Source organism: Enterococcus sp. DIV2402, from assembly GCF_017426705.2.
In the GTDB taxonomy this organism is placed as follows: domain Bacteria; phylum Bacillota; class Bacilli; order Lactobacillales; family Enterococcaceae; genus Enterococcus_F; species Enterococcus_F lowellii.
The window spans coordinates 2660305-2675209 of record NZ_CP147251.1 but is presented as its reverse complement, the minus strand read 5'-3'; the positions used below and the strand labels follow the sequence as shown (position 1 = coordinate 2675209).

The 14905-nt window shown below is 31.0% G+C and carries 10 protein-coding genes; 9 read left to right on the top strand and 1 reads right to left on the bottom strand.

Going from position 1 to position 14905, the window contains the following annotated elements:
- The 6 genes from DOK78_RS12985 (at position 1) to ilvC (ending at position 8744) form a co-directional block, all read left to right on the top strand.
- A complete protein-coding gene (locus DOK78_RS12985) occupies positions 1–1899 on the top strand; it encodes a PTS fructose transporter subunit IIABC (protein ID WP_207871865.1) in 1899 nt (632 codons plus the stop codon).
- Between the two features lie 205 nt (positions 1900–2104).
- A complete protein-coding gene (locus tag DOK78_RS12980; protein WP_207871866.1) occupies positions 2105–4168 on the top strand; it encodes a PRD domain-containing protein in 2064 nt (687 codons plus the stop codon).
- A 322-nt stretch (positions 4169–4490) separates the two neighbouring features.
- Entirely contained in the window at positions 4491–5354 is an 864-nt protein-coding gene (locus tag DOK78_RS12975; RefSeq protein WP_207871867.1) for a ketose-bisphosphate aldolase, read from the top strand.
- A 154-nt stretch (positions 5355–5508) separates the two neighbouring features.
- Positions 5509–6279 (top strand): DeoR/GlpR family DNA-binding transcription regulator, encoded by a 771-nt coding sequence (locus tag DOK78_RS12970; protein WP_207871868.1) that lies wholly within the window; start codon positions 5509–5511, stop codon positions 6277–6279.
- Between the two features lie 642 nt (positions 6280–6921).
- Positions 6922–7323, top strand: coding sequence for a sigma-70 family RNA polymerase sigma factor (locus DOK78_RS12965; RefSeq protein WP_207871869.1), 402 nt, complete (start codon positions 6922–6924; stop codon positions 7321–7323).
- 437 nt (positions 7324–7760) lie between these two features.
- On the top strand, positions 7761–8744 hold the full coding sequence (ilvC, locus tag DOK78_RS12960) for a ketol-acid reductoisomerase (protein WP_243430391.1): 984 nt from the start codon (positions 7761–7763) through the stop codon (positions 8742–8744).
- 82 nt (positions 8745–8826) lie between these two features.
- On the opposite strand, the gene DOK78_RS12955 is transcribed toward ilvC, so the two are convergent.
- A complete protein-coding gene (locus DOK78_RS12955) occupies positions 8827–9630 on the bottom strand; it encodes a MurR/RpiR family transcriptional regulator (protein WP_207871870.1) in 804 nt (267 codons plus the stop codon).
- Between the two features lie 141 nt (positions 9631–9771).
- Here DOK78_RS12955 and DOK78_RS12950 point away from each other — a divergent pair, with 141 nt between their 5' ends.
- The 3 genes from DOK78_RS12950 to DOK78_RS12940 are packed head-to-tail and all read left to right on the top strand — an operon-like array spanning position 9772 to position 14553.
- Positions 9772–11649 (top strand): beta-glucoside-specific PTS transporter subunit IIABC, encoded by a 1878-nt coding sequence (locus DOK78_RS12950; RefSeq protein WP_207871871.1) that lies wholly within the window; start codon positions 9772–9774, stop codon positions 11647–11649.
- Entirely contained in the window at positions 11646–13097 is a 1452-nt protein-coding gene (locus DOK78_RS12945) for a glycoside hydrolase family 1 protein (protein ID WP_207871872.1), read from the top strand. Before DOK78_RS12950 ends, DOK78_RS12945 begins: the two co-directional genes overlap by 4 nt.
- Entirely contained in the window at positions 13090–14553 is a 1464-nt protein-coding gene (locus tag DOK78_RS12940; RefSeq protein WP_207871873.1) for a glycoside hydrolase family 1 protein, read from the top strand. The genes DOK78_RS12945 and DOK78_RS12940 overlap by 8 nt, the downstream gene beginning before the upstream one ends.
- The last annotated feature ends 352 nt before the right edge of the window (positions 14554–14905 follow it).

The window sequence follows — 14905 nt, the reverse complement described above, 5'->3', positions numbered from 1 at the left end:
ATGAAATTAGAAGAATTAATTACAGAAGATAATATTATTTTAGATTTAAAAGGTGGAAATCAAGAAGAAGTTATTGATGAATTAATAGAACGTTTAAGAGAAAACAACTTTATTTCAGATCCACTTATCTTTAAAGAAGCCATTTATAAGAGAGAAAATGAAATCTCTACAGCAATTGGGGACGGGATTGCAATTCCTCATGCTCAAAGTAAAGTAGTAAAAAATCCAACGATTATCATAGGGCGTACACTAGCTGGAATTAATTATGGTGGAGAACATGTAAATTTGATATTTTTGATTGCGGCACCTGAAAATGCAAGCGAAGATCATTTAACATTACTTTCTAAACTATCTATTTTTTTGATTGATGAAAGTTTTCGAGCCAAGTTATTAATTGCTAGAAAGCAAGAAGATATTACTTTTGCCATTAAAAATCAAGAAAAAAAGCAGGAAAATAGTGTACAAGCAAAGTCAGATACTAATAAGTATTTAATAGGCATTACAGGCTGTATGACTGGAATTGCACATACTTATATGGCAGCTGAAGCATTAAAAACTGCTGCAAAAAATAGAGGGATGAGAGCTAAGATACAGACAAATGGTGCAAACAGTCCAGAAAATATTTTGACAGTCGAGGATGTAAATCAAGCAAATGCAATCATTGTTGCACACGATGTTGAAATTGATACTAGCATTTTTAAGAGCAAAAAGTTTGTTGATGTTCCTGTAAAAAAAGCAATAAATGAAGCTGATAAATTGATTGACCTTGCACTATCTTATAAAAATACAAAAGAACAAATATCTAAAAAAGATAATTTCAGCGATAAAGCAAAAAAATCTACTAAGTTCAATTTTTATAAACATATAATGAGTGGTGTTTCTTATATGTTACCTTTCGTAGTTGTAGGTGGTATATTTATTGCCATTTCGTTTATGTTTGGAATCTATGCTTCGGATCCGAATAGCGATCAATATAATATTTTTGCACATTTCTTTAGTCAAGTTGGTGGTGAGGCCGGATTTGCTTTAATGGTGCCTGTATTAGCTGGATATATTGGATATAGTATATCTAGTAAACAAGCCTTAGCTCCTTCAATGATTGGTGGAATGCTTGCGAATATTGGTGGATCAGGTTTTCTAGGCGGAATGATTGCAGGTTTCATTGGAGGTTTTTCTACAAAACTTATTATGAAATCAATGTCTAAAATCCCCAAAAATTTTCAAGGATTAATTTCAGTATTAGTAGTTCCACTTATAAGTACTTTTATTGTAGGAGCATTTATGTTCTTTATTTTAAATACGCCGATGTCTATGTTAAATAATTTTCTAGAAAATTGGTTAAGTGGACTAACTGGAGCAAATGCTGTGTTACTAGGAGCATTATTAGCAGGGATGATGGCTTCAGACATGGGTGGTCCAATAAATAAAACAGGGTCTGCATTTGGATTAGCTATGTTTGCTGCTAATATTTTTGAACCATCAGCAGCTTTGATGGTTGGTGGAATGGTTCCTCCTTTAGGAATTGCATTAGCAACAACATTTTTTAAGAGTAAGTTTACTGAACAGGAGAGAGATGCAGGCAAAGCTTGTTATGTTTTAGGAGCTAGTTTTATTACTGAAGGTGCAATTCCTTTCGCAGCTGCAGATCCAATAAGAATGATTCCTGCTAACATTATCGGAGCCGCAATTGGCGGAGCACTTTCAATGGGGTTAAATATCAGTTTAAGAGCTCCACATGGCGGGATTTTTGTTATTCCAATTGCAGCTAATAAACCTATAATTTACATTGGATGTATTTTGATAGGTTCGATTATAACATGTTTAATTATTGGATTTTTAAAGAAACCACTAACGCTTGAAGAACAAAAAGCGTCATCAGAACAAATAAGCCTTTTTTAAAAAAAGAATTCTATGAAAATAAAAGGAATCTGATTGTTTATCAGATTTCTTTTTAAGTATAAAGAAGATTTTTTTAACGTTATTTTATTGTTATTAAAATAATTAATATATGCAATAATTTAAAAATTCTTTATAATTTTTTAGTATAGTAGTAGAAGGAAAAAAATACATAAATATATATGTTTTTATTTGGAGGAAAAAGATCGTGATTATATCTAATCGAATTAAAGAAATTATTGAAATAATTATAGAAAGTAGAGATTACGTTTCTATAGAAAAAATTTCTATTAAAATGAATATATCTAAAAGAACAATCTATAGAGAGCTATCTGAAATAAAATCTATACTGGCTAAACACGGAATTGAACTTCTTACAGCAAGTAATAAAGGAATAATTGCTGTTGGTCCAAAAGAAAATATTTTTACATTAAAACAATTCTTATATGATCAAAATGAAGTTTTAATTATAGAGTCGAATCAGCGAGCTGATTTTATTCTTTTAGGACTTATACAAGAATCGGATTATGTAAAAACTGAAGCAATAGCAATAGATAATAACTATCCACTATCGACAGTAAGAAATGATTTAAAAAAGATTCAAGAAAAAATTGCTCGATATGAGTTACATATCATTCAACAAAAAAGGCAAGGTATAATTATAAAAGGCTCATTAATAGAAAAAAATCATTTATTAACTGATATCATTTTAGATCGTGTTGAAGAAAATATAATTTATAGATGGTTGAATAAATCTGAAGAAGAGAATAATCCGTTTTTACAACGTCTTGAAGAATTTGGATTTAAAAATATAATTCAACAAACACATGATAGTTTAAGAATTGTTTTATATGAAGAAGATTCCTTAACAAATATAAAAACTAGAGATTACTTGGAAGTAGTATTTTTGCTTGCTTTAATGCTTTACTATCATGGTACAGTAAAAAGATATGCTAAGTATATGGAATCTCAAAAAGAAAATCCTGAAAAAAGAGATCTCGTTAACAAAGTAGTTTCCAAAATCGGTAAAGACTTTTCCATCATTTTAACATCTGAGGAATTAACTTATATCCAATGGGTTTTACAAATAAATATGGTAAAGAACGATAGCCATGTAACCACTATTAGAAATCATACACTAAACGAAGAGATTATGAAATTTATCGAAAGTGTTGAAGAGCGAATGGGAATTAGCCTTTCGAGGGACCAAGAATTGAAAGAAGGATTGTATACACATATGGAGAAAGCCTTAGCTAGAATTCGAAGTAATATGCAAATTACAAATCCGGCTTTAGATGAAATAAGACAAACTTATGGAGAGTTATTTTTTATTATAAAACAAGAAATTAATAAAATATTTTTGAATGATTATTTTCCAGATGACGAAATTGGTTATCTTTTATTATATTTTGCAATTACATTAGATAAATATGCGAAAAAAGCATTTCGTGTTTTAGTTATATGTTCTGGAGGTATGGGTTCTTCTAAAATGTTAGCGAATTCATTAGAAAGAGAAATACCTGAAATCCAAATCGTTAAAACGACTTCTGTAGTTACTTTAGGCAAGGAAACTTTGGGAGAATATGATTTAATTCTTTCAACAATTCCACTATATCTACCGGAAGATTCATATTTGCGTGTTTCTCCAATGTTGCATAAGAACGAAATTTTAAAAATCAAAGAAAAAATAAGACGACATAAACATTCAATGTTAAGAAGAATAGATAATGAAGAAAGAAATGACACCTTATTTCAAGGAGAGTATAGTGAAAATATACTGAATGAAGTAAGTGTTATTAATAAATTAGCTTTAAGTGTAATTTCTAATTTCCATGTTTTTGAATATAATAAAAGTCAAGGACTTAAAAATGATAAAGTAGCTTCTTTATCTGATTATAGATATAAAAAATTGATTAACCATTCACTAGATATTAATGATACTACTGAGTATATTAGTTTTTTAATTCCAACAACTTCTATTGCTTACTATGAAAGAATTTATACAGAGCTGACAAAGCCTCTTATTTTTGTTCATAGATATATACATCCAAATCAACTTAAAAGTAAAAATGATATTTTTTATAATGCGGTATTTGTACTTTATCCTGAAAAAATGCAAGAGACAGAAAGAAAAACTCTAAAATTCATGGTAGAGTTTATTTTGGAAGATGTAGATTTTCTAAAAGGAATCAAGAGTTATGAAGAAAAGTATTTAAAAAATTTATTGTCATATAGAGTTCGCCAATATTTAATCGAAAAACTTAAAGGCTAAATAACTGTGTGTAAAAGAGTTTCTTCCAAAATTCTCTTTTATACATTTTATTTTTATTTAGAGTATGATGAAATGACCTATTTCGTTCATCATAATTACCGAATATACGATACAAACGAATTTTATCAATAATTAGGTCATATCATTGAACGAAACAAATGATTTTGATATATTTAGTTCAACAAAGAGGTGGCGCTTCCTAATTGTTTCCAAATATATTCTTTATTAATATTGTGAATTGATTTAAATTTAATTATTTTCATATTAATGAAACTGCAAAAATAATATAAAATTAAATTTTGAAACTTGAGGTGGAATAGTTATGTTGTATACTATGAAAGATCTATTAAAAATTGCAAAAGAGAATAAATTTGCTGTACCCGCATTTAATATCTATAGTTATGATATGTTGAAAGCGATTATGGAAGAAATGGAAGCACAAAATGCCCCGGTAATATTAGAGATTCATCCTGATGAAATTTCGTATCTTAATGATGAATTTGTTGCATCTGTAAGAGAATATGCAAGAAATAGTAGTATTCCTGTGGTGATTCATTTAGACCATGGTGGAACTTTAAATGATGTAATGCGAGCAATTAGAAACGGTTATACATCAGTAATGATTGATGCTTCATCTGAAACTTATGAAGATAATAAAGCAATTACATCAAAAATCGTAGAAATTGCCCATACTGTGGATGTGTCTGTTGAAGCTGAATTAGGTACGATTGGCAATAATGGTTCTGCTGAAGGTGGAGCAGATACAATTATTTATACAGATCCAGATCAAGCAGTTGAATTTGTTAAAGAGACCGGAATTGATACCTTAGCAGTGGCAATTGGTACTGCACATGGTTTATACCCTAAAAACGTTACACCTAAATTGAATATCGAATTATTAAAAGAGTTAAATGAAAGAATTGATATTCCATTTGTATTACATGGTGGATCAGGAAATCCAGATTCAGAAGTGAGCGAATCAGTTAAATATGGGGTAGCCAAAGTTAATTTAAGTTCAGATCTAAAAAGTGCATTTTTCAAAGAAGTAAAAAATGTTTTAGATAATGACCCATCAATGTACGAACCAGGATTAGTTTATGAATCGCCAAATAATAAAGTAAAAGAAGTCGTAAGACACAAATTAAATGTACTTAATACAGTTGGAAAAGCAAAGTTATATAAATAAATTTTAATCTGGTATGAAAATTAGTTGATTTTAATAAATAAAAGACGTATATCTATTGTGGGAAAGACAGTTATTATGAAGAATCTCTTTCATATCACTATCTTTCTTTTCATTTTAAAGATAAAATGAAAAGAAAGTAATAGGGGAGTAGTCTATGTTAAGTGTAATCGAAGATCGTCGTTTACAAATTGTTAATTATTTAAAAGCTAATCAGTTTGCTAGTGTAAATGATCTAATTGAGGTAGTAAAATACAGTGAAGCAACAGTCAAGAGAGATCTAGTTAAGCTCGAGAAAAATGGCTTAATACGTAGAACACGTGGTGGAGCAATGATTGTTGATAATCAAAAAATTGATATTCCTTATTTATTAAAAGTAACTCAATTAAAAGAAGATAGTGGTAAACAATATATTGCAACTATTGCAGAAAAATTAATAAAAGATGATATGGTTCTTTTTATTGATTCTAGCACTACTTGCTTACACCTTATTAAAAATTTGAGTAAATTTAATGGTCTTAAGATTATCACAAATGGTATTTTAACTGCAGCAATGTTAAGTGAATTTACTTCAGCAAACGTTTCGATATTAGGAGGATCTATAGTTCCAAAAAGAGCTACAATTAATGGCTCAAAAGCTTATAATGATATTCTATCCTATAATGCAGACATAGCTTTTATTGGTTGTAGAGGTTTAGACTTTAAAAATGGTGTGACAGAAGTTCACGAAGGTGAGGCTTTAATGAAGAAAGGTTTCCGCAAACAAGCAAATAAACTTGTTGTATTAGCGACTTCAGATAAAATAGATAATAAATACATGTATCAAGGAATAGCTTGCCATGAGATTGATTATGTTATTACTAATAAATCTCTTTCAATGGATAACTTGAATAGTCTAAAAAAACATCAAATAAAATGTTTAAGCTAACAGAATAGTTAATATTCCAAGAATATGAAATAAATTTTACTAATTGTAGCATTTCCTGATTATTAATTTCTAAAAAGATAGCTAGTCTTAATTGACTAACTATCTTTTTTTTAAACGTGTCTTTTTAAGTCGTGATTTTGTTCGTTATAGTGAAAGGAGAAGTAAGAATAATGGACACTAATAATGAGAAAAAATATATCTATGAACAACTTAAATTAATCATAGAAGAAAGGAAATGACTCAGTGAAATTTATGATGAGTGGAAAAAGAAATTAGATGAATTAAAAGATACTGTAATTTCGAAAAAGAAAATTAAAAAATAGAAAGTGATTATCAAAGATACATGAGCACAACAAAAAAAAATCGATTTTCATCTTATCAAGAAAACAGTATAACGATTGCCTCCATCTTAAAAGAAGCAGGAATTCCATTAAATAATAAAGAGATATTACGAAGACTATAGAAAAGAAAGGACCAATCATCAGTAATCAAAATTTAACCTGCAATATTTTGCCACGTATGAATAAAGACAATAAAATACCCGTTGAACGAGCGTATAGAGGATATTGGCAATATAGACTTCATTAGTGACCCATTCAACTTTTTCTTTCATCTAAAATAAATGAAAGAGAAGTGATTCTAGTGAAGACAAAAGAAGAGCGTTACAATGCACAGTTGACCAGATACTTCGAAAAAGTGATTATAAATCGTGCAAATAATTTTTATGCGAAGAAATTTCGTCAAAATGACTTCGAAAAATTTATAGAAGATTCTACTATTTCTTTTATTGATCCTAAAACTACTAATGGTGAATTTGACATTCCTAATGTGGTGGTTTTCAATGTCAATTTGTATATAGAAAATGAAGTATTAGAAACAGCATTCTCTCAAATGAATGAACGAGAAAAGTTTTTTATCATTAATAAATTTATTTTTGGATTAACGGATCAAGAAATTGGTCAGTTATTAGGAATCAGCCGGCAATCAGTGAATAATTTTAAACAGCGACTTTATAGAAGAATAAAAAACCGAAAAAATTGTTAAATTTCTAATTTTTCATGTGAAATAAAACACATTAGGAGGATGAAATAATGGAAAGCCTGTATCAATTATTTATTGCTGCTAAAGAAGGAGATACTCAAGCTGTTGGAAAAATTGCCAAATGATAATCATCAAGAAAGCTAAGGGATATGAGGTATTTTGACAAGGAATGTGGATATATTAATCGAAGTTTCAAAAAAAGGTTCTTTTTAGAAAACTGTTTTGTTCCTATTAATAAAATTGCCTAATGTTATTATAAAAATAAAACGTCTTCATTTGGCTACGTTACTTTAGCATAATTAAGATTATAAGACAATATAACTATTAATATTATCATTAAAATTGTTTTTAAATGTAAAGTTTTAGAATTGCGAACTTCCAGATTTTTTAGAATTTTCTGTTATATGATATTTCTATCATATAGATGGAGGTTATTAAATATGGTTAAGATGTATTATGAAAATGAAGTAAACAATGCCGTTTTACAAGGTAAGAATATTGCTGTTATTGGATATGGTTCTCAAGGGCATGCACATGCTCAAAATTTACGAGATACAGGTCATCATGTGATTATTGGTGTACGTCCTGGAAAATCTTTTAATAGTGCGCAAGAGGATGGTTTTGAAGTATATTCTGTATCTGAGGCAGTAAAAAATGCAGATATAATTATGATTTTAACGCCAGATGAATTACAACAAGGAATTTATGAAAATGAAATTAAAGATAATCTAAAAGAAGGCAGCGCTTTAGGTTTTGCACACGGGTTTAATATACATTTTAATCATATTGTTCCACCTGAAAATGTGGATGTCTTTATGGTGGCACCGAAAGGACCAGGACATTTAGTTCGTAGAACATTCCAAGATGGCTTTGGTGTTCCTGCTTTATTTGTTCGTCATCAAGACTTTACTGGAAACTGTCGTGATATAGCGATGTCATGGGCAATGGGCGTAGGTTCTGCACGAGCAGGTTTAATTGAAACGACCTTTAAAGAAGAAACAGAAGAAGATTTGTTTGGAGAACAAGCAGTATTATGTGGCGGGTTAACTGCGCTTATTGAAGCAGGTTTTGAAGTGTTAGTCGAAGAAGGATATTCAGCAGAATTAGCTTATTTTGAGGTACTACATGAAATGAAATTAATTGTAGATTTGATTTATGAAGGTGGATTCAAAAAAATGCGTCAATCGTGTTCAAACACAGCAGAATTTGGTGATTATGTATCAGGTCCACGAATTATTACTGAATCGGTAAAAGAAAATATGCGCTTAGTGTTAAAAGATATTCAAACGGGTAAATTTTCAGATGAATTTATTGAAGATTATAAAAATGGGTTCCCTAAATTTAATGAATATAGAAAAAATGCAGCTGACTTACAAATTGAACAAGTTGGTGAAGTTTTGAGAAGCGCAATGTTCAAACAATAATAATAAAATTTATTATCTAAACAAAAAGTTGCTTATCGTCTTTTGATAAGCAACTTTTTATTGTTAATTATAAGATATTAAATCACAGAAGAGAATTAAAGTAACGATACCTTGAAACAATAAGGTCAGTAATAATTTGGTACATAATCGAATGTGTCTGATATTTTGTTTGATGAGGGAAAATGAGTGCTTCATCAACGAATGAGAAATTTTTAACGACAGGGTTAGAGCTGATTACAACTATTTTCGCCTTTGTTTTCGAAAAAATATCTTTTCGTGGCGTTCCCAATTTAATTTGTTGTTTTGTCAAATAGTCTCCGGAATTTGTCAAAATAATTATTAACGTATCTTCTCCAGCATTGCGTAAAAAGTCTTCTTGAATCACATCATCTTGAAAAGTACGTATGAACTTACCGTTGTAAGCTAATTTATATTGCATATCAATTGCTGCTGATTCAGAGAAAACTAAACCAAAGGCTGCCACATTGTCATAGTCATTAATCGCTTTAGCAATATTATCTACTGCATCAAAGTCTAGATTTACTCGTAAAAAATTAATGTCTGTTGTCACGGCATTCAAATAGTTATCAAAGCCATCTGTCTCAATGGAAGTTAAAATATTCGAAAGATAATTCAACGGATTGTTGAATCTATTTTCAATAAAAGCAGCGTTATCCTTTAAGTCTAAATAATCATCAAATCCTAATTGTCGAGCAAATTTCGAAATAGTTGATTTTGATACATTACATAATTTGGCAATCTTTCCAATACTAATCAAGTGAAGATTTGAATAATTTGCTAGCATAGTCATAGCGATATGATAGTTAGTAGTTTCTGGTGCCTGACTATTTAAAAAAGTAATTAATCTAATAATAAGTAATCCCATAATTTTCTTTCCTTTCTTTGTAGTTTCCAAATTTCGAACTTTTAAACCATCTTTAAAAAAGATGATATAGTCAATTTGTAAAGCGCTTTTACAAAAAAACTTACTAATCAACTTACAAAAAATATCAAGGAGAAAATTATTATGGCAAAAGATTACAAAAAACTTACTGATAATATTATAGCATATGTCGGTGGCGAAAAAAATGTTAGTAGTCTATATCATTGCATTACAAGGTTAAGATTTAAATTAAAAGATGTGAATGTTGCCAGAGAAAATAAAGATAAAATACAAAATCTGGACGGGGTTTTGTCTGTTATTGAAGGAAACGGACAATTCCAAGTAGTAATTGGTAATCAAGTTTCTGATGTTTTTCAAACTATTATAGATAATTACGATATAAAAAATGCATTAGAAAATGAGGGAGATGAAGAAGAACAAGAGGAAAAATCAGGAAACATACTGATTCGTTTCTTTAATATCTTGTCATCAATATTCAATCCGATTATTATTGCTTTGGCTGGTGCAGGTATGCTAAAAGCATTGCTTGTTGTATTGACTACCTATAATCTGCTAAGTAGTGAAGGTAGTACGTATAAAATATTATCTGCTGCAGGGAATAGTGTATTTTATTTTTTACCTTTATTTTTAGCAATTAGTGCAGCACGTATTTTCAAAGCAAATATATTTGTTGCATTGGCAATCGTAGCTGCTTTGTTGGAACCTAACTTCACGGGAATGGTTACTGAAAATGGTGTGGTCGTTGATTTTCTTGGGATTCCAGCAGTTTTAATGGGTTATTCTGGAACAGTTATTCCAGCAATTGTCTCTGTTTATATTTATTCTCATTTGGAAAAGTTATTGAAAAAAGTGATACCAAAGAGCATGGAAATTTTTGCTTTGTCCCTAGTTGCGTTATTAATTATGGTACCGCTAACGGTACTAGTCATTGGTCCAATTGGTGTTATGTTGGGGGATGGACTTGGAAATGCAATGAATTTTATTAGTGATAAGAGTGGCTTATTAGCAGGTCTGCTAATTGGCGGTGGCTGGACTTTCTTAGTAATGATGGGAATTCATTGGGGTGTTGTACCAATTATGGTCAATAATTTAGCAACCTATGGTTATGATACGCTACGTCCCATGATTGCGGCTGCAACTTTTGCTAGTACAGGTGTTGCTTTAGGTGTATTTTTACGTTCAAGAAATAAAGATACCAAAGGATTAGCGCTATCCTCTTTGTTACCAGCCTTATTAGGTGGAATTACTGAACCAATTGTGTATGGTTTATCTGTGAAATATAAGAAACCACTTATTGCTCAAACGATTGTGGGTGCAATTACGGGTGCTTTTATGGGAGCTTTACAAATTAAAGCTATTGTCTATGTCTTTCCAGCTTTAACTACTTTGCCAGCTTTCTTTGGTGATACGTTCATCTATTATTTGTTCGGCATTACAGCAGCTTTCTTTGGAAGTGCAGCTTTGACTTATATTTTAGGTTTAGGAGAAGTTGGGAAAAGAGAAGAAACTCAAACAGGAGATTCAAATACGCTCGATGTGGTGGTTCCTGTTGAAGGAGAAGTTATTACATTAGATGACGTAAAAGATGAAGTTTTTTCTTCAAGAGCAATGGGTGATGGTTTAGCAATTTATCCAGAAACAGGGGATTTGTTTGCACCAATCTCTGGAGAAATTGTCACTGTTTTTCCAACAGGGCATGCTTTAGGAATCAAATCAACTACTGGAACGGAAGTGTTAGTCCACATCGGATTAAATACAGTTGATTTGGAAAAAGGCATATTTAATATTTCTGTTAAGCAAGGTGATCAAGTGGCTAATGGTCAGAAAATCGGTTCATTTAATCTTGAAAAAATCAAAGCAAAGGGATATGATCCAACGACAATGTTGATTTTTACAAATGGTATCAAAGAAGAAAAATTAGTTGTTTTAGACAAAGCAATGAATGATGTAACAAAATTTGTCGCACATACAACTTTGGAAGGAGTTATAGAGAATTCATGACAAAATTTCCAGATAATTTCCTATGGGGAGGTGCGATTGCTGCTAACCAAGCTGAGGGGGCTTATTTAGAAAATGGTAAGGGACTAAGTATTGCTGATATCTTGCCAGTTGGCGAAACAAGAATACAAAAAGTTTCTCTTCAAATTAATGAAAATGAGTATTATCCAAATCATACAGCTATTGATTTTTATCATAAATTTGAAGAGGATATTGAGTTATTTGCAGAGTTAGGATTGAAGTGCTTCAGAACTTCGATTGCTTGGTCTAGAATTTTTCCAAATGGGGATGAATTAGAACCCAACGAAGATGGGCTTCAGTTTTACGATCGATTATTTGAGAAACTATTATCTAAAGGAATTGAGCCAATCGTCACTATCTCACATTTCGAAACACCACTTTATCTTGTAACTGAGTACGGTGGATGGCAAAATAGGGCACTAATTGATTTTTTTGATCGATACACAAAGGTTATTTTTGATCGATATAAAAAACAGGTGAAGTATTGGATGACCTTTAATGAAATTAATCATACACATACATTACCGTTGATTGCAGCTGCAGTTGATGTAATGGATACTGCTACAGAGCAAGAAAAATTGACAATTCTTTACCAAGCTAGCCATAACATGTTTGTGGCTAGCGGTAAAGCAGTTCTTAATGGAAAAAAAGCGAATAATGAAAATCAGATTGGTTGTATGCTTTCGTTAAGTCCTATTTATCCTGCTACATGTAATCCCAATGATGTATTTGAATCTTACCAGCTAAGACGCCGCTCTTTGTTTTATAGTGATGTTCAACTAAGAGGAAGATACCCTGCATATTTTCAAAGAATAACAGAGGAAAATAAGCTGATTTTAGATATTCAAAAAGGAGATCTAGATATTATTCGAAAAGGAACCTGTGATTATCTTGGATTTAGTTTCTATAGAAGTTCTTTACACGAATCTGGGATGAAGATTTTAGGCAATACAGGGGGACTCATAGGGAAGAAAAATCCTTATTTAAAAGAGACTGAATGGGGATGGCCGATTGATCCGTTAGCCTTAAGATATGTGTGTAATGAGTTAACTGATCGTTATGAAAAACCACTCTTTATTGTTGAAAATGGAATTGGTTTGAAAGATATATTTGATTCTCAAGGAAATATTATTGATTCAGAGAGAATGTGGTATTTGAAAGAACATGTGGAAGCAATGGGCGAAGCAATCAAAGATGGTTGCACTATTCTAGGTTATACTTGGTGGGGACCAATTGATATCGTCTCTGCAGGAACTGGTGAGATGGAAAAGCGCTATGGCTTTATTCATGTAGATAAGCAAAATGATGGTACAGGCAGTTTAAAACGAACCAAAAAAGCAAGTTTTAATTATTATAAGCAAGTTATTGCATCTAATGGACAATCTTTAAATTACGAAAACTATCTGAATGGAGGAAGGAATTATGACTAATTATTTTCCAGAAAATTTTTTATGGGGTGGCGCCACAGCTGCTAATCAGGTAGAAGGCGGTTGGAATAAAGGAGGAAAAGGACTCTCAGTTTCAGATGTATACACGTTTGACCCGACTTTACCACAAAGAAATTGGACAGATCAATGGCATATGATGACCCATGCTCAAGTAGAAGAAGCTCAAAATACAAATAGTAAAAAATTGTATCCCAAACGATATGGTGTTGATTTTTATCATCGCTACAAAGAGGATATTGCATTATTTGCCGAGATGGGTTTTAAAACTTATCGGATGTCCATTGCATGGACCAGAATCTTTCCAAAAGGAGACGAGCTAGAGCCGAATGAAGAAGGCTTAAATTTCTATGATAGAGTTTTTGACGAATGTCTAAAATATGGAATAGAACCGTTAGTCTCTTTATCCCATTACGAAATGCCGTTGTATCTAGTTACAGAATATGGGGGGTGGGCGAATCGTAAAGTAATTGATTTCTATGTTAATTTTGCAAAAACAGTTTTGGAAAGATATAAAAGTAAGGTGAAATATTGGATTCCTTTTAATGAAATTAACTGTGTGAAACACCATCCTTATGTAAGTGTAGGGATTATTGAAGAAAATCACCCTAATATCGAACAAGCGAAGTATCAAGGTGCACATCATCAATTTGTGGCTAGTGCACTTACTACGAAACTATGTCATGAAATTATTCCCAAGGCAAAAGTAGGGTGTATGATTAGTTACCAATTATTGGTACCTTATAGTTGCAATCCAGATGACGTTCAAAAAACGGTAGAAAACCAACGTACCTCTCTTTTCTTTACAGATGTTTTATCAAGAGGGACATATCCTTTCTATGCGCAGCGGATGTTTGAGGAAAAAGGTGTCCATTTAAAAATAGAAGATGGAGACTTAGAACTAATTCATGAGAATACCGTTGACTTTATTTCCTTTAGTTATTACATGTCTAGTGCAATCAGCGCACATCCTGAAAATCTAGAAGGAGCAGAAGGAAATTTAATTACTGGAGGAATTAAAAACCCATATTTAGAAAGTAGTAAATGGGGCTGGCAAATTGATCCCAAAGGCTTAAGAATTGCTTTGAATCAATTATATGATCGCTATCAAAAACCATTATTTGTAGCAGAAAATGGTTTAGGCGCCGAAGACATTATTGAAGATGGAAAAATTCACGATTCATATCGTATAGAATATTTAGAAAAACATTTGAAACAAATCAACGAAGCATTGCATGACGGTGTAGATGTATTTGGTTATACAGCTTGGGGTTGTATTGATATCATTAGTGCTTCAACAAATCAAATTAGCAAACGGTATGGTTTTATTTATGTCGATGTTGATGATTTGGGAAATGGTACCTATAATCGTGTAAAAAAAGATTCCTTTGAATGGTACCAGCATATAATTAAAACAAATGGAGAAAATTTAACTTCTTAAAATATATCTTTATTTAATGAGAGTATTATTCTACCTTGATATTTAGTTACTTATCATTAGGTAATAAATACACTATTTAAACTCTCTTGAAAATAGAAGGATCTAAAATAATTAGTGTGAACTACACTAATCTTATGAAGAAATGTTTGCTATTTCAAATAGAAATTTTTTCAATTATAGAAAACAGATAGGCTAATGTAGGCTATCTGTTTCTTTTTTATTAAAATCGTGTCTTTTTAATCCGTTATTTTGTTCGTTATAGTTAAAGGAGAAGTAAGAATGATGGACACTAATAATGAGAGAAAATATATCTATGAGCAACTTAAATTAATCATAAATAAGTTTATCTAAC